We start from the raw sequence: 16752 nt of genomic DNA, 5'->3' as shown, positions 1-16752 counted from the left end.
GCCAATTATTTGTCCATTCCAGCCAATGAACCTCCTGCAAACCGAAGAATATCTTCATGCGATAGACAGCAACCCGGATAGCATTTATGTGCTTCATGAAAAAATCGAAAGGAAACTACCTGCGCACGCTCATGTAAAAGGCCAGCTCACCTATGTTCAGGGGGGAATTGCTTACATCCACACCAAAAACATCAGTTACATTATACCCGCCAGACATTACATATGGGTCCCCTCCGGTTTAGAGCATTACCTGGAAGTACGTCACCAGGCCACCGTAACCAGAAATATTTATTATTACCATGATGGACAGGATAAGGACCCCTTTTATAACAACATGGGCATTTACCCAGTCAATAACCTGTTACTGGAAATGATAGTTTTTACAGAGAGGTGGAACGGACATATTCAGCCAGCCGATATTGTTCCCTTTCAATTTCTATCTTCCCTTAAAAATGTATTGCCCCAACTTAGTGTCAGAGCCTTCCCCATTACCCTTCCCACCACCTCGAATGAAAGGTTAAGACCTATAATTATTTACCTGAGCCAAAACTTTCATAAGCCGCTCAGCCTAGAAGAGATCAGTAAAAGATTTGGGATCGCTGAAAGGACACTTTCCAGGCTTTTTCAGGCAGTCATGAACATTTCTTTTTTGCAATACCTGAAAATGCTCAGAATGGTCCGTGCCATTGAGATGATGCTGCAAACCCAAAAATCAACCAGTGAAATTGCCTATGCAACAGGCTACAATAGTCTGGCGGCCTTCAGCAAGGCCTTTTATCAGCTGACCAATATCCGGCCTTCAGATTTCGGGAAAACTTACTGAATCCTTTTCAGTTCAAAATCAGTTGGAATATCGACCACCAGAGGGACTTTTTCAACAGTCACAAAACTCAGGTCAAGTCCAAAACCTTTTTCCTCCGGAACACTAAAGGCTTTCAGGATCTGGTAATAAACCATGGTACACCTTTCAATAAATTTCAAACTGTATGAAGTAGACATCACTTTTTCCACCACCACAAACCTGAAATCCCCGGCAATTTTATGTTCTCTTAAAGAATCGTACTTACTGGTAATGTCTATTTCAGAATTTTTAACCATATCTTCCACCACTTTTCTAAAAAGCACATTAATGCGCTGCTCCACCCTAAAGCCCAGTTTAAAATCCACCCGGATCAGTTTTCCTGCAATTAAAGGATCTACTTTATATTCCATGGTGTAAGGTTCATCAGTCACATCCACATGCAGCAACCAATAGACATCTGCCCGTTTAGGCAGTTTTTGGATAATGGAATACATAATGGAAGATTCAATTTCGGAATTAAAATTTGCACTGGTCAGATACACCAGCTGAGAAGCATATTTAGGAATACTGGTATCCTCACTGATTTTTTCCAGGATCGGATAATACTTTTCAATATCCACAAATTTCATATAACGGTTCCGGATCCGGCGCCCGTTGGCCCAGGCATACATGATCGAGAACAAAGACATCCCCAATAAAACAGTAAACCAGCCTCCGTGAAGAATTTTTGCTGCATTTCCCACCAGGAAGGTCAGCTCAATCACTCCATATATGGTCAGAAAGATGACAATCAGGTACATAGGGACTCTTTTGCGCATCAGGAAAATCGAAACCAGAATGGTGGTCATGAGCATCGCTACGGTAATGGATAAACCATAAGCAGCCTCCATATTTGTAGATTTTTGAAAGATCAGTACGACAATGATACAACCTACGCACAATACCCAGTTCATTGAAGGCACATAGAGCTGTCCTTTTTGGTTACTTGGGTAATTGATTTTCACTTTAGGCCACAGATTTAAACGTACAGCTTCTGAAATCAGCGTAAAGGAACCTGAAATCAAAGCCTGACTGGCAATCGCTGCAGCAACTGTGGCAATCGAAATGCCATAGATCAAAAACCAGTCCGGCATCAAATGGTAAAAAGGATTCACATCACCAAGGTGTGTGCCCTGAAGTTTCCAAAGCCAGACCCCCTGTCCCATATAATTCAAAATCAGACAGAGCTTTACATAAATCCAGCTGATCCGGATATTAGAACGTCCGCAATGTCCAAGATCTGAATAAAGGGCTTCTGCTCCAGTGGTACATAAAAAAACCGCACCGATAATCAGAAAAGCCTCCGGGTTGGTGGTTAAAATATGATAAGCATAATAAGGATTGATTGCCTTTAAGATGGCCGGATACTGCGCAACATAGACCAGACCAAGTACTGCAATCATGGTAAACCATAGCCACATGACCGGTCCGAAGGCCTTTCCCACCAAAGATGTTCCAAATTGTTGTAAAACAAACAGGATCAGGATAATACCAAGCACAATAGGAACTGTGGGTAAATCCTGATAAATAATACCTAAACCCTCAATGGCCGAAGATACCGTCACCGCAGGCGTCATAATCCCGTCGGCCAGTAAGGCCGCCCCGCCAATCATTGCCGGAATAATTAGCCATTTGGCCTTTCTTTTGACCAGGGAGTACAGGGAAAAAATTCCCCCCTCCCCTTTATTGTCTGCCTGAAGGGTAATGACAACATATTTTATCGTGGTCTGCAGGGTCAAGGTCCAGAAAATACAGGACAACCCACCCAGGATCAGATCGGCAGTAATGAGCCTTTCTCCGATGATTGCTTTAAAAACATATAATGGTGAAGTACCTATATCGCCGTAGATGATACCAAGGCTGATTAATAAACCAGCGGCGGATAGTTTATTGACATCTTTATGATTTGACATGCGTCCTTTTTTTTTAAAGTGGCCAAAGGTATAAATAGAAAAGTTATTATGAAGACTTTTTGTTTGAATAATTTCAAAGGAAAAAAACAAGTCCTTTCTTTCAACCAGCAAGCATAAATATCTATTAATCTGAGAATTCTATAACAACAGGGATAAATCACCTGCGAAGCGATCCGGGCAGATATCCGAAGTATTTTTTAAAAGCAGCAGTAAAGTGCTGTGTATGTTTATAACCTGAAAAGAAGGCAATTTCACCAATCTGTAACGGGCTTTCCAACAATAACTGTCTTGCTGCCTTCATCCTGAGCCCGGTAATATAACCAAAGACAGTTTCTCCAAACAAGGCTTTAAATCCGCATTTAAGTTTGGTCTGATTAATTCCTGCCATTTGTGCCAGCGAAAGGATAGAGCAATTTTCCATAAAATGAATGTCCAGATGATCCTTTATAAAAAAGAGAGCCTCTCTGTCCCCGGGATAGAGTTTAAAAGTACCATCCGTTTTTTCTGCCTGCAGCAGCTGGGATTGTAACAAAAGCAATTCGACCATTTTGCTTTCCAGATATAATTTCCTCAAAGCCCCCTTATATTCATTACAACCTACAAGCTCGGTCAGGAGCGAAAGCATTTTTGGATTTATAAAAGCCTTTTTCTGAAGATCTACGGCATCCAAAAAAGACACTTCGGTTCCAAACCAGGATTCAAAATACTCCATAGCAATAGAAATTTCAAAAAATGCGCCTTTGCCCTTGGCATTTGTAAAAACCTCATGATGATATTCCTGCCGCTGCTCCTTAAAAACAACAAACTGGCCCTGGTTCATATTGAGTTTTTGATGATCTTCGGTTAAACATGAACCAGACAAGCAGAAATGAGATACAACTGAGTCCACAAGCGGTACAACTGTATAAGATTTTGGTTTGGGGGATTGATATTTACCCCATTTCAAATGCCCTTTATCCAGAAATATATTGTGCAAATCCATCTTAAATCCATCCTGATCAGATTGCTCAGATTTTTGCAAAACACCAGAATCTGTACAGTCTCCGACCAGGTACACCTGCTGCCCCATTCTCATTTCATATTTCATAAAAACCCTTTCACGTCTTTATTAATTCTTTTCCCGTTAATCACAACCCTCAATAACTGCTCACTTTTGTTCAAAAATACACATTATTTAGAACAATTATAAACAACATGATTGAGGCTTTACCTAAATCCCACAAGTACCTTGCTTTATCGGCTCTTTTAACAGGAGCTTTCCTTCCTCCTGTTGACTTTTATGCTGTAAATCTTGCTCTCCCTTCCATTGAACATCACCTGCAGGCAAAACCCTCCGAAATTCAACTCATTATCTCTTTATATGCCTCTGCTTATGCGGTATTTCTCATTACAGGAGGAAGACTGGGAGACCTTATCGGACGAAAAAAAATGTTTATGCTGGGCCTGGCAGGCTTTATCGCGTCCTCTTCTCTTTGTGGCTTTGCCACCGACAGCGGCATACTGATCCTGGGCAGAATGTTACAAGGTATTAGTGGAGCTATCCTGGCTCCCCAGGTCATTTCCATTATCCGTGTTCTTTTTTCAGAAAAAGAACAGCCTTTTGCCATGGGCCTGTACAGTTTTACATTTGGGCTTGCGGCGGTGGCAGGTCAGCTGCTCGGAGCTGCTTTAATCCGCCTGAACCTGATGGGACTGGGCTGGCAAAGTATTTTTTTGATTAATATTCCCGTGGGCATTTTTGCCCTTTTGGGTTCCGCAAAATATTTACCCGAACAGCGGGCCGCTGAAAAAACCACTATTGATTACCTGGGTGTCCTGTTGCTTTCTATTACCCTTGGTTTACTGGTTTATCCCCTAACCCGCGGACAGGAAAGCGGATGGCCCCTATGGACCTTTATCAGTGCTTTATTGAGTATCCCCTGCGGGGGCTTGTTTATTGCTTATGAAAATCATTTGAATAAAAAGGGAAAAATTCCTCTGGTGGATTTCCGTTTGTTTAAAAACCATCATTTTAATCTTGGACTGATCATCTGTCTGTTGTTCTACAGCAGCAGTATTTTTTATCTTGCTTTTGCCCTACTCTTACAGGACGGTATGGGTTGGGATGCCTGGAAAGCAGGCCTGGCCATCCTTCCATTTGGTATTGGTTTTATCTCTTCCTCCCTTTATGCGGCCCCGTTAAGCCGATATACCGGCGACCAGATTTTAAACATTGGGTTGCTCTGTTATGTCTTCGGATTTGCTGTTCTTGCTCTACTGTTGTACAAAAACCAAATCATCAGCCCGGCGTTTTATGCCGGGCTGATGGCCTGCGGCACGGGTATGGGGTTAATTATTTCTTCCCTGGTCAGGATTATCCTCAAACGGGTCGAAATTAAATTGATTGGTCTGGCATCAGGACTGATCAGTTCCACACTCCAGATTGGTGCTGCCATTGGAGTAGCCGCAATTGGCAGTATTTTTTTTAAGGTGCTCGGTCAGGACCATAGTCTGAAATCCTATAGCCTTTCCTTTCAATACGTACTGTGGGTCCTGGTTGTCCTGCAGCTCTTTGCCTTTACCACAGGACTGGTGCTTATAAAAAGAACAAAACAAAAAACGCACCTTTAATTTCGACGTCATGGGTGGATTCGAACCACCGTGGAAGGTTTTGCAGACCCCTACCTCTCCTCTCGGCCACATGACTATATTGTGTTTTAGCAACACCGGGACAAATATAAAAAGATTAAATAATAAATACTACTAAATTAGTAGTATTTATTAAAACAAACTAAATACCAGACATTTAATTTTTAAAAAAGACAAAAGATTTAGTTTTTTTTAACGGCCCAGGTCAAAATTTCGACCGAACTTTCCAGCTCCTTCACAGACAAATTTCCAAAACCAAGCCGCATCGCGGTTACACTTTCTGTCTGATACAACAAAGTTTGGGGCAAATACAGATCTCTTGCTGCACAGTTTTTACTGATCCGCATCAGGTTCAAGCCAGGTTTCCATCTGGTCCACATGGCCAGTCCCCCTGGTGGAGCAGAAAAAGAAACTTCCTGTTCCAGCTGTGATTTTAACAGTTCACAAAAAATGTCCCTTCTCTCATGGTAAATCTTCAGGGCTTTTTTCAGGTGCCTTTGAACTTCCCCTTCTTCCAGCAATTCCGCCAGAGCTTGTTCCATCAGTACGTCCCCTTGCCGGTCTACAATCCCCCGGAGCTTGCTCAATTCAGTAATGAGATTTTCCGGAGCGACCAGATAACCAGACCTGAAACCCGGAGCAAGTGACTTACAAAAAGAACCAATATAAACCACCATTCCATTTCCATCTGCACTGGCCAGTGGTAAAACCGGACTGCTGCTGTAATGAAAATCATAATCGTAATCATCTTCCAGAATAATAAAACCATAAGTCACCGACAAACTTAACAGTTCCAACCTCTTCTTGGCACTCAATGTCACTGTAGTGGGATAATGATGATGGGGCGTAAGATATAGCATTCTTATTTTATGCTTTTTACAAAGTTGCCGTACAGCATCCACCGAAATCCCATCTTCATCTACCGGAACAGAAATCATCCTGGCTCCTGCTTTCTGAAAAATCATATTGGCCACATAATAACTCAAATCACCTACCACGACCAGATCACCCGCTTCCAATAATAAATCAGCTGCCAGATAAATCCCCATATCTATACCCCTGGTGGTCATCACGTTATTTTTCGAAATGTGAAGTCCCCGTGTATTGTTCAGGTATGCCGCCAGCATTTCTTTAAAATAATCACTCCCTTCAGAAGAAGAATACCCCAAATATTTCTGATTACTTCTTCTTTTCAGATTGGTGCCATATACCCTGGAAAGCTGGTCCAGTGGCGCAAGACGAACATCAGGCAAACCGTCAGTAAATTCCAGCCCATTACCTTTTATTCTTTGAGGAAGGTCAAGCAACATGCTTTTTTTAAAAGCATAACCGGTTGACTGCGGGTAGCTTGCCAGAAATTCTTTATTATACTTCAAGGGATCCGCTTCTTTTACCGGTGATTTTGTACCAATAAAAGTTCCCTTATTCGGCCTGATCTCTGTCCAACCCTGGGCATCCAGCTCATCATAAGCTGCAATAACTGTTTTACGGTGCACTTCAAGGCTTTCAGAAAGCAAACGGCTTCCGGGAAGTTGTATACCAGGCACCAGTACCCCCCTTTGTATCGCATTGATCAGCTGGTAAGCAATTTGCAGGTAAACCGCAGTACCTGACGTTCTGTCAAGATGTATTAAACTTTTGAAGGGTATTTTAACCGGACTACTCATAAACTAAAAACTGGAGCACTTTGACCATCCGGCAAGGTAGTAATTTTGAAGAAAAAAAGAATATGCCACTTCAGCAATTAATTGCATCACTGATCAGCAACGACATCCAGCATGCTAAATTTCTAAACACCTTATCTTATATGGAAAACAGCGGCGCCCGTAAAATCTCGGCAAGTGAGCATCCACAAAGTGTAAACAGAATGATTTTAAAGCATGCTGCAGAAGAACACCGTCATGCCTACTACCTCAAAAAACAGCTGGACAAATTAGGGCCACAACTTTGTGCCACCTATGCACCAGAAGAATTAATTGCTCCATCAGAAAGTCGGTTTTACCTGCATAAACTGGACATTTCAACTTCCAGATATTTAAAAAACAAGCTCGGCCTTAGCGGAAATGAACTTCGTTATGCAGCCTACCTGTTTGTCACTTATGTGATAGAACTTCGCGCAGACGAGCTTTATCCGGTTTACCAACAGGAATTAACCGCAGCACAAAATAAAATTACCGTTAAATCCATCATTCTGGAAGAAGCAGGGCATCTGGAAGAAATGACCGCACAGCTTCAGCATTTTTCAAAGGACTGGAAAAGCCATGCAGACCACATCATCGCCATAGAACAGCAGTTGTTCCAAAACTGGGTAAAGGCCATGCAACAAGCGATCAACTGATGTCCAAAGCACTTGCTAAATCCATGGAAATTTTAAGCAGCAGACTCCGGCAACGAAAAGAAAACGGCCTGTTCCGAAAACTGGACTTGTTACAGGGACTGACGGATTTTTGCTCCAATGATTACCTTGGTTTTTCGCGGAATGAAGCGTTGTTCAGACAGATAGAAGCTGCCAGAGCACAGTACAAACCTCAGGGACTGGGTGCTACGGGCTCAAGACTGATTTCAGGAAATTCAATTTTTGCAGAAGAATTGGAGCACTATCTTGCCGATGCCCAGGGCGCAGAAACGGCCTTATTATTCAATTCAGGTTATGCGGCCAACCTGGGCCTTTTCTCTGCAATTGCTCAAAAGGGAGATACCATTATTACAGATGAACTGATCCACGCCTCTGTGATTGATGGCTGCAGAACTGGTTTTGCAACAAGACTTAAATTCAAACACAATGACCTTCAAAGTCTCGAAGAAAAATTAAAGGCCGCAAGAGGCATTTGTTATGTAGCCGTAGAAAGCCTTTATTCAATGGATGGAGACATTGCCCCTTTGAAAGAAATTAACGGGCTCTGCAAAAAATACGGCGCATTGTTGCTGGTAGATGAGGCACATGCTTTCGGTGTATTTGGTAAAGGCCTTGTCTATGAACTGGGTTTAAGCAAAGAAGTCTTTGCAACTTTGCTGACTTTTGGAAAAGCCCTGGGTGGTCATGGCGCAGTTCTTCTTGGGCCCGAACTGCTGTACCATTATCTGATCAATTTTGCCCGTTCCTTTATTTACAGCACAGCTTTACCATTTGAACAACTGCTCCATATCCGTTGTTCCTATATATATCTGCATCAAAACAGGCAATTACAAACCTCGTTAAACCAAAAAACAGAATTTTTTAAAAACCAATTTGTGGGTACGGCATTTGAATACAGGCTTAAAAGCGGCCCGATACAACCTGTGCTTATTCCTGGCAATGAAGCCGTTAAAAAGGCCAGCAGGGAACTTCGAAAAATGGGTTTGGCGGTCTGGCCGATCCTCAGTCCGACGGTTGCCCCAGGCGCAGAAAGACTTCGCATTTGCCTGCACAGTTACAATAGTGCTGAAGAAATTGAAATGCTCGCTCATTATTTACTTCAAAACCCCTTGCCTATTTAATAATTATGAACAAAGATTTATTCGTTACAGGCATAGGCACCGGAATCGGAAAGACGATTGTATCGGCCCTGCTTACCGAGCAGCTCAAAGCCGATTACTGGAAACCCGTTCAGGCCGGAGATCTGGAACAAAGCGACAGCTTTACTGTAAAAAAACTCATTTCAAATACAAAAAGTATTGTTCATCCTGAAGCGTTCCGGTTTAAAATGGCCGCCTCCCCACATAAAGCTGCTCATTTTGAAGGGGTTCAGGTCCGCAGGGAAGATTTCAAGAAACCTCATACCCATAACCAGCTGGTTATCGAGGGGGCCGGGGGCCTCATGGTCCCTCTTTCCAATTCTTTTTTAATGATCGACCTGATCGAGTGTTTACAATGTGAGGTGGTACTGGTGATCCGGAACTATTTGGGTTGCATCAACCACAGCCTGCTTTCTCTGGAAGCATTGACCAGCAGAAATATACCCATCCGTCAAATCGTTTTTAATGGTGAAATGGATCCCCAGACAGAAGAAATTCTGCGTTTTCATTTCCCTGCCCATATACAAGCGGTAAAACTGCCTGAATTTGATATCCTCAACAAACAAACCCTTTTAGCCTGTGCTGCTAGTGTACCAATTCTTTAACGGGACACCTGCTCAGACTAAATAAAAATTTAAAAGCAATGACAACAGAAAAAAACATCAGGACCGACTGGAGCCTGGACGAAATCAAAGAAATCTATAATCAGCCTTTAATGGACCTGGTTTACCAGGCCGCTACGATCCACAGAACCTGGCATAAAGCCTCAGAAGTACAGGTTTGCACTCTTTTATCCGTAAAAACCGGTGGCTGCCCCGAGGACTGCTCTTATTGTGGTCAGGCTGCCCGTTACCATACAGACATTAAAGTCAAAGCCTTAATGTCCAGGGATGAAGTGGTATCTATTGCCAGCCGGGCTAAAGCAGCAGGCTCTTCCCGTTTTTGTATGGCTGCTGCCTGGCGCGAGGTCAGGGACAATAAAGATTTTGACCGGATCATTGAAATGGTACAAGGTGTGAATGAGCTGGGCCTGGAGGTTTGCTGTACGCTGGGCATGCTTACAGAAAACCAGGCAAAACGTTTACAGGAGGCAGGTTTATATGCTTACAACCATAACCTGGATTCCTCTGAAAACTATTATGATGAAATCATCACGACCAGAACCTACGGTGACCGTTTGAATACGATAAATCATGTGCGTAAAGCAGGAATTACGGTTTGTTCCGGTGGAATTATTGGTCTGGGTGAAAGCCACCAGGACCGGATCGGCATGCTGTTTACCTTATCGACCATGCCAAAACATCCCGAGTCAGTCCCTGTAAATGCACTGGCCAGGGTGAAAGGCACCCCTCTGGGTGACCTTCCTAAAACAGACACCTGGGAAATGGTCAGAATGATTGCCACGGCAAGAATATTAATGCCTGCATCCATTGTCCGTTTAAGTGCGGGCCGTGCTGAGATGACAGAAGAAGAACAAGCCTGGTGTTTTATGGCCGGTGCAAATTCTATTTTCACCAGTGAAAGTGAAACCCTGCTGGTTACACCAAACCCCGGATTACAACAAGATAAAAAAATGTTCGAAACCCTTGGACTGAGGCCAATGAACAGGGAAAAAACACCAGCTGCCCTATGACCTTATCCCAGCGGGACCAGAAAAGCATCTGGCATCCCTATACACAAATGTTAAGCGCCCCGCCTGCCATTCCAATTCTCAGGGGGCAGGGCGCTTACCTGTACAGCGATGAAGGAAAGCGTTACATTGATGCTGTATCCTCCTGGTGGGTTACCCTTCATGGACATGCCCACCCCTATATTGCCGGGAAAGTAAGCGAGCAGCTGCTTGAACTCGAACAGGTCATCTTTGCTGGTTTTACGCACAAACCTGCAATTGAACTCGCAGAGGCCTTGCTGGCACTACTTCCCGAAAAACAAACGAAAGTTTTTTATACCGACAATGGTTCCACAGCTGTAGAAGTAGCCTTAAAAATGTGTCTGCAGTTCTGGTCAAATCAAGGCCAGGTCAGGCAAAAAATTATAGCTTTTAAAAATGGCTACCATGGAGACACCTTTGGTGCCATGTCTGTTAGCGGAAGAAGTGCCTGGACAAAAGCCTTTGAAGACCTGCTATTTGACGTTATGTTTATCGACACACCAAATCAGGACAATTTGGCTGCCTTAAAAACATTTATTTCTACCCATGCCACAGATACCGCCTGTTTTATTTATGAACCTTTAGTTCAGGGTTCGGCCGGCATGCTCATGCACGAACCCGCAGCACTGGATGAATTGCTTGTACATTGCCATCAAGAAGGGATATTGTTGATACAGGATGAGGTTTTTACCGGTTTTGGCAGAACAGGACGCCATTTTGCTTGCGATTACCTCCGGCAGGCACCCGACCTGATGTGCTTTTCCAAAGGATTAACCGGCGGTACGATGCCTATGGGAATCACCACCTGCAGTGCTGAAATTTACGAAGCCTTTTTATCTGCTGACAAAACCCGAGCATTATTTCATGGTCATTCTTTTACCGCCAATCCCCTGGCCTGCAGGGCAGCACTGGCCAGTCTGGACTTGCTGCTCCAAAAAGAAACACAAGAGAATATTTCCCGGATTTGCAAGCAGCACAGGCAATTTAGAAAGCACATCCAAAATCACCCTAAAGTAAAGCAGATCCGTCAATTGGGGACAATCCTTGCACTGGAATGGGAAACGGGTACAGATTCATCCTATTTCCACGATCTCCGGGACCGCTTGTATACCTATTTTCTTGAGAATGGTATTTTACTAAGACCCCTTGGAAATATCATTTACCTGCTCCCTCCCTATTGCATTACAGACAAAGACTTGAATTACATCTACTTTACTATAGAAAAAGCGTTAAATATTCTGTAATTTTAAAAAATATTTTACCTAAGTATTGTTTCGTACGAAAACTTTCCTACCTTTATAACATGAAAGCTGGAAAAATGGAAGAAACAAAGAATTTCGAACCGACCAAAGCCGAACTGGAAATCCTCCAGGTGCTTTGGTCTTTTGGTGCTTCGACGGTAAGATTTGTAAATGACAAGCTCAATGAACAACGGGAAGTCAATTATACTTCTACCCTTAAGCTCATGCAGATCATGGCCGAAAAAGGCATTTTAAAAAGAGATGAAAGCCAAATGAAACACATCTATCATGTGGCCGAAAAAGAAGAGAAGACAAAGGATTTCCTGCTTGAAAAGTTTATTGATACGATGTATAATGGCTCCGCCGGACAACTGATGATGCAGCTGATGGGCAATAAAAAAACTTCAAAAGAAGATCTTCAGGCCATTAAAAGCCTGCTGGATCATTTAGATAAAAAATAAGAATTCAGAATAATTTAAGAACCACAATTATGGAATTTCAATTTATAAACCTGTTCCCCTCTAACTGGGTAAACGCGCTGGGACTTACCTTGTTCCATTCGCTTTGGATAGGGATTCTTCTGGCCCTTGTGACCAGTGCAATCATTTTATTCACTAAAAAAAGCAGTGCCCGTCTGCGCTATAACCTGCTCACGGCCACACTATGCCTTTTTGTCCTGGTCATGGGGCTGGTATTCATCCGTTCTATCGATGCACCAAAACAACAAACCGTATTGCCGCAAATCACCATGAACACGCCTGCACAGGTTTTGGCCCAACCTCCGGTTATTCCATCTTCAGAATCAGGTCTGGCCGAGCGGGCCAAAGAGGTGCTGAACTTATGGAGTCTTTATTCCTATCAAATTGTCATGATCTGGTTTCTGATCATCTGCGCAAAATGTATCCAGCTGGTTGCCGGACTGCACAGTGTACATTACCTTAAAAAGAACAATGTATTTGACCCGGGCCGTTATTGGGAAGATAAAATAACAGAGCTGTCTGAAAAACTGGGCCTGCAAAAAAGCATTCGCCTGCTGCAATCGGGGCTTGCCAAAGTCCCGATGACCGCCGGACATTTAAAGCCGGTGATCCTGATGCCCCTTGGTATGCTCAATGGTCTTTCTTTAGCTGAAGTGGAAGCTATTTTAAGTCATGAACTGGCACATATTAAACGCAGGGACTATCTGGTTAACATTTTACAGAGTCTTATTGAAATCGTCTTTTTCTTTAATCCGGCTATCCTTTGGATTTCCAGGTTAATCCGCGAAGAAAGAGAAAATTGCTGCGATGATTTGGCTTTAACCTGCACAGATAATAAACAAACCTATATTAAAGCCTTAATTTCCTGTCAGGAGTTTCAAAGTTTAAACCCTGAATATGCAATGGCCTTCAGCGGAAAAAGAGGCCAGCTATTAGGGCGCGTGAGTCGTATGGTCTTTAACAAAAGTGCTTCATTGAACAAAGTCGAAAAAACAGTACTGACCATCGTATTGATTTCCTCGGTTCTGCTCACTGCAGCATTTACAAAGGACAGCAAAACTGCTCCTGTCAAATTGGTTAAAAAGGAAAAAGCCCTGGAGTCTGTTGTAATCTTGCAGGACAGTACCAGAAAAATCAACAGCACCAAAACCTCAAAAACAATTACACCCGGTGCCCATAAAACAACAACAGCCACGCACAAAGAATACCAAAACGAAACTACAGTACAGCATAAACAGGAACAGATCAGGCTGCATCAGGAACAAATCAGGCTCAAACAGGAGCAGATCAGGATGGCACAGGAAGATTTGAGGATGGCAGCCGAGCAAAAAAGAGCGGAAGCAGAAGCCTTGAGGGCACAACATAACTCCAATGCCAATTACAATAAAGATTATCAGCGTTACGCCAAAGACATTGAACATTACAACCAACTGATCGCTGAATACAGTCACAAGACGGCTGCAAATGCAAATAAATATGCAGAAAAAGCCAATCAATATGCCAGGGAAATGGCTGTTTATACAAAACAACAGGAGAAATACAACAGGAAAGAAATTTCGGTCCCACCAACTGAACCGACGCCGCCAACACCACCGAGCCCATTAACCCCACCAACACCACCGACTCCGCCAACATTTTCAACACCTCCTAGTCCCCCTACACGTCCTGCGGGTTACAGGGCCGGAGACAATAACACTTCCAAAACGCGAAAAAGTTCCTCCCTTAGCACATCAAATACAAGTACTTCTGCTTTAGCCAAAACAAAAACTCCGGAAAAAGAACCCTCTATGGCCGATGCCATTGCCAGGACTTTATTAACAGACGGGGTAATCAGCCAAACCAGAAACCTGTCCTTTAAGTTTGACAAAGAAGAACTGATCGTCAACGGCGTCACCCAGCCAGCGCAAATCCATAAAAGATATGTTCAGAAATTTCTCAGGGACAACGTCAACAGAAAAATTGAAAGTACCACCACCACAGATTAATCCATAACCCAGAACGATACTTAACCGCTAAACTTCCAGACCGATGATCAAAAAATTAATGACCTTAGTTGTCATAGGGCTTTGTATTGCCCAATTTTCCAGCCTGGCCCAACAGAACAACCTCTCTATCTCCGGACAAATTAAGGACGACCAGGGAAAGGCTTTTGATCTGGCTACGGTCGCTTTATTTACCCTAAAAGATTCCCTTCTGGTAAAAACCATGTTTACAGAAAATGACGGGAAATTTATTTTTAACCAATTGAAACCAGGCACTTACCAGATCCGGGTCTCCTCTATGGGCTATTCCACTTACCGGAGCACTGCCCTTAATTTAAATACGACCACAGGCAATCTGAATCTGGGTGACCTAAAACTAATGAGCAGCTCCAAAGCCCTCAAAGAAGTCAATATTAATTTCCAGAAAGCCTTTGTGGAACGGAAAATAGACCGGACAGTGGTCAATGTAGATGCCCTGATTTCCAATGCAGGCACAACAGCCCTTGATGTACTGGGCAACGCTCCGGGGATCAGTATTGATCAGAATGGCAACATCAGCCTCAAAGGCAAGCAAGGGGTCAATATTTTCATTGATGACAAACCTACTTATCTTTCCGGGGCAGATCTGGAAAATTACCTCCGCTCCCTACCTTCTTCTGCCCTTAACCAAATTGAAATCATGACCAACCCTCCGGCAAGGTACGATGCTGCTGGTAATGCAGGGGTTATTAACATCAAAACAAAAAAAAGCAAACTTTCGGGCTTTAATGGTGGTTTAAATCTGGGCTTGACCCAAGGGGAAAAAACCAGGTCCAACAACAGCTTTAACTTTAATTACTACAAGGATAAGGTGAATATTTTTGGGAATCTCAGTTATAACCTCAACAACAGTTTTACCGATCTGGACCTGAACAGAACTTACAAAAACAGTGATGGCAGCCCAAAATCCTATTTTAATCAGAATTCTTACTTTAAAAGACATGGGAATACTTACAACATTAAAACAGGTTTGGACTATTATCAGTCAGACAATACCACCTGGGGCATTGTCCTGACCGGAATGAACCGCATCTCTTCCCAAATCAACGACAATACCAGTAATTTACTAAATCTTGATCATCAACCCTACTCTATTATCAAGGCAAAAAACCTCGACGATATCCATTATAAAAATGGTGCTGTAAATTTAAATTACAGACATAAATTTGGAAAAAGTGGTAAAGAATTAACTTTTGATGCAGATTATTTGGTTTACAGAAATCAAACCGATCAAACCTATTATAATGATACCTACTCCGGAAACAACCAATTGACTGATCAGGACAGGCTTAATGGCGATTTGCCTTCCAATATTGACATTTATACCTTTAAATCAGATTACTCACAACCTTTAAACAAGGAATGGAAGCTGGATGCGGGTGTAAAGTCCAGTTACATTAAAACCAATAATACCGCGACCTATCTCTACACCTATAAAGGGCTGACCTCACCAGATTACGAGAAAAGCAATCATTTTATTTACAAAGAGAACATCAATGCGGGCTATATTAACCTGCGAAAAGAAGGGAAAAGATTCTCTGTTCAGGCCGGATTAAGACTGGAGAATACTGTTTCAGATGGCCATCAGCTTGGAAATGTCCTAAAACCCGATTCCAGTTTTAGAAGAACCTACACCAGCTTGTTCCCAACCGTATATCTTTCTTATAAACTCGATACCATGGACCGTCATCAGTTTGGGCTGAATTATGGCAGAAGGATCGACAGGCCTTATTATCAGGACCTGAACCCTTTCTTTAATCCACTGGATAAATTTACTTATTATGTCGGAAACCCATTTCTTAAACCCGCCTTTACCCAAAGTCTGGAATTAAGCCATACTTACAAAAACAAACTCACCACAACAATAGGATATAGTAAAACAAAAGACGATTTCAATGAGACTATAGAAATTGTAGATGGTATTTATTACAGTCGTCCGGGTAATATTGGTACCAGGACACAAAAAAGCATTGCCATGGACGGCGGGCTAGACATCACCAAATGGCTTACTTTTCATGTCTATGCCGAGTACGGACAAATTCATTCTGAAACCAATTTTTACACAGGCTTTCTGGTTACAAACGGTGATTATTTCAGATCAAACGGAAATGTACAGTTTAAATTTGGCAAAGACTGGAGTGCAGAACTGAACTACAGATACCAGAGCAGGCAAAAGGAAGTCCAGTTTCTGATCGGTTCCGTTCATGATTTCGGAGCGGGTATACAGAAAAAACTATCTCCGAGTACCACTTTAAAACTGAGCATCAACGACATTTTCCGGACCCGAATTTATACCGGAGTTATTAACAACCTGGCCAATGCAGAAGCCAGCTGGCGGAACAGAGGCGATTTCAGAAATGCAGTACTCAGTTTCAGTTACCGTTTTGGAAAAGCCATTTCCAACAATCGCAAGCACGATGCCTCTGGTGCCGAAGCAGAACAAAACCGTGTAAAAAATTAAGTACTAACCACGCTTACAAGCT

At 42.8% G+C, this 16752-nt stretch carries 13 protein-coding genes and 1 tRNA gene; 10 read left to right on the top strand and 4 right to left on the bottom strand.

Features of this window, described 5'->3' with window-relative positions:
• Window positions 1-25: 25 nt before the first annotated feature.
• Window positions 26-823, top strand: a complete 798-nt coding sequence (locus tag B0O44_RS15965) for a helix-turn-helix domain-containing protein (RefSeq protein ID WP_110832670.1) — start codon at window positions 26-28, stop codon at window positions 821-823.
• On the opposite strand, the gene B0O44_RS15960 is transcribed toward B0O44_RS15965, so the two are convergent.
• Entirely contained in the window at window positions 817-2754 is a 1938-nt protein-coding gene (locus B0O44_RS15960; protein ID WP_110833050.1) for a KUP/HAK/KT family potassium transporter, read from the bottom strand. The two genes, B0O44_RS15965 and B0O44_RS15960, sit on opposite strands and share 7 nt — an antisense overlap.
• 157 nt (window positions 2755-2911) lie before the next feature.
• Window positions 2912-3841: a helix-turn-helix transcriptional regulator gene (locus B0O44_RS15955; RefSeq protein WP_110832668.1), complete on the bottom strand. Its 930-nt coding sequence runs from the start codon at window positions 3839-3841 to the stop codon at window positions 2912-2914.
• A gap of 107 nt (window positions 3842-3948) precedes the next feature.
• Here B0O44_RS15955 and B0O44_RS15950 point away from each other — a divergent pair, with 107 nt between their 5' ends.
• Window positions 3949-5364: an MFS transporter gene (locus tag B0O44_RS15950; RefSeq protein WP_110832666.1), complete on the top strand. Its 1416-nt coding sequence runs from the start codon at window positions 3949-3951 to the stop codon at window positions 5362-5364.
• A 5-nt stretch (window positions 5365-5369) separates the two neighbouring features.
• Here B0O44_RS15950 and B0O44_RS15945 read toward each other — a convergent pair.
• A tRNA-Cys gene (locus B0O44_RS15945) sits at window positions 5370-5440 on the bottom strand.
• A gap of 124 nt (window positions 5441-5564) precedes the next feature.
• Entirely contained in the window at window positions 5565-7049 is a 1485-nt protein-coding gene (locus B0O44_RS15940; RefSeq protein ID WP_110832664.1) for an aminotransferase-like domain-containing protein, read from the bottom strand.
• A gap of 20 nt (window positions 7050-7069) precedes the next feature.
• On the opposite strand from B0O44_RS15940, the gene B0O44_RS15935 reads away from it, so the two are divergent.
• From B0O44_RS15935 to B0O44_RS15900, 8 genes are read left to right on the top strand one after another with little or no spacing between them, the layout of a single operon-like run.
• Entirely contained in the window at window positions 7070-7720 is a 651-nt protein-coding gene (locus tag B0O44_RS15935) for a hypothetical protein (RefSeq protein WP_317047154.1), read from the top strand.
• Complete coding sequence (locus tag B0O44_RS15930) at window positions 7720-8859, top strand: aminotransferase class I/II-fold pyridoxal phosphate-dependent enzyme (protein ID WP_110832662.1); 1140 nt, start codon at window positions 7720-7722, stop codon at window positions 8857-8859. Before B0O44_RS15935 ends, B0O44_RS15930 begins: the two co-directional genes overlap by 1 nt.
• A 5-nt stretch (window positions 8860-8864) precedes the next feature.
• Window positions 8865-9482: a dethiobiotin synthase gene (bioD, locus tag B0O44_RS15925; RefSeq protein WP_110832660.1), complete on the top strand. Its 618-nt coding sequence runs from the start codon at window positions 8865-8867 to the stop codon at window positions 9480-9482.
• A 38-nt stretch (window positions 9483-9520) separates the two neighbouring features.
• Window positions 9521-10510: a biotin synthase BioB gene (bioB, locus tag B0O44_RS15920; RefSeq protein ID WP_110832658.1), complete on the top strand. Its 990-nt coding sequence runs from the start codon at window positions 9521-9523 to the stop codon at window positions 10508-10510.
• Window positions 10507-11772, top strand: a complete 1266-nt coding sequence (gene bioA, locus B0O44_RS15915; RefSeq protein WP_110832656.1) for an adenosylmethionine--8-amino-7-oxononanoate transaminase — start codon at window positions 10507-10509, stop codon at window positions 11770-11772. The genes bioB and bioA overlap by 4 nt, the downstream gene beginning before the upstream one ends.
• A gap of 59 nt (window positions 11773-11831) precedes the next feature.
• On the top strand, window positions 11832-12230 hold the full coding sequence (locus B0O44_RS15910) for a BlaI/MecI/CopY family transcriptional regulator (protein WP_245943680.1): 399 nt from the start codon (window positions 11832-11834) through the stop codon (window positions 12228-12230).
• A 29-nt stretch (window positions 12231-12259) separates the two neighbouring features.
• Complete coding sequence (locus B0O44_RS15905) at window positions 12260-14233, top strand: M56 family metallopeptidase (protein WP_110832654.1); 1974 nt, start codon at window positions 12260-12262, stop codon at window positions 14231-14233.
• Window positions 14234-14276: 43 nt separating this feature from the next.
• A complete protein-coding gene (locus B0O44_RS15900) occupies window positions 14277-16730 on the top strand; it encodes a TonB-dependent receptor (protein WP_110832652.1) in 2454 nt (817 codons plus the stop codon).
• The last annotated feature ends 22 nt before the right edge of the window (window positions 16731-16752 follow it).

This window comes from Pedobacter nutrimenti, assembly GCF_003208655.1.
In the GTDB taxonomy this organism is placed as follows: domain Bacteria; phylum Bacteroidota; class Bacteroidia; order Sphingobacteriales; family Sphingobacteriaceae; genus Pedobacter; species Pedobacter nutrimenti.
This window is presented reverse-complemented; position numbering and strand designations above follow the sequence as displayed.

Excerpts from the sequence above, each read along its gene's own strand:
- B0O44_RS15965 (WP_110832670.1), top strand. The coding sequence starts at position 26 with ATGAACCTCCTGCAAACCGAAGAATATCTTCATGCGATAGACAGCAAC.
- B0O44_RS15960 (WP_110833050.1), bottom strand. The coding sequence starts at position 2,754 with ATGTCAAATCATAAAGATGTCAATAAACTATCCGCCGCTGGTTTATTA.
- B0O44_RS15955 (WP_110832668.1), bottom strand. The coding sequence starts at position 3,841 with ATGAAATATGAAATGAGAATGGGGCAGCAGGTGTACCTGGTCGGAGAC.
- B0O44_RS15950 (WP_110832666.1), top strand. The coding sequence starts at position 3,949 with ATGATTGAGGCTTTACCTAAATCCCACAAGTACCTTGCTTTATCGGCT.
- B0O44_RS15940 (WP_110832664.1), bottom strand. The coding sequence starts at position 7,049 with ATGAGTAGTCCGGTTAAAATACCCTTCAAAAGTTTAATACATCTTGAC.
- B0O44_RS15930 (WP_110832662.1), top strand. The coding sequence starts at position 7,720 with ATGTCCAAAGCACTTGCTAAATCCATGGAAATTTTAAGCAGCAGACTC.
- bioD (WP_110832660.1), top strand. The coding sequence starts at position 8,865 with ATGAACAAAGATTTATTCGTTACAGGCATAGGCACCGGAATCGGAAAG.
- bioB (WP_110832658.1), top strand. The coding sequence starts at position 9,521 with ATGACAACAGAAAAAAACATCAGGACCGACTGGAGCCTGGACGAAATC.
- bioA (WP_110832656.1), top strand. The coding sequence starts at position 10,507 with ATGACCTTATCCCAGCGGGACCAGAAAAGCATCTGGCATCCCTATACA.
- B0O44_RS15910 (WP_245943680.1), top strand. The coding sequence starts at position 11,832 with ATGAAAGCTGGAAAAATGGAAGAAACAAAGAATTTCGAACCGACCAAA.
- B0O44_RS15905 (WP_110832654.1), top strand. The coding sequence starts at position 12,260 with ATGGAATTTCAATTTATAAACCTGTTCCCCTCTAACTGGGTAAACGCG.
- B0O44_RS15900 (WP_110832652.1), top strand. The coding sequence starts at position 14,277 with ATGATCAAAAAATTAATGACCTTAGTTGTCATAGGGCTTTGTATTGCC.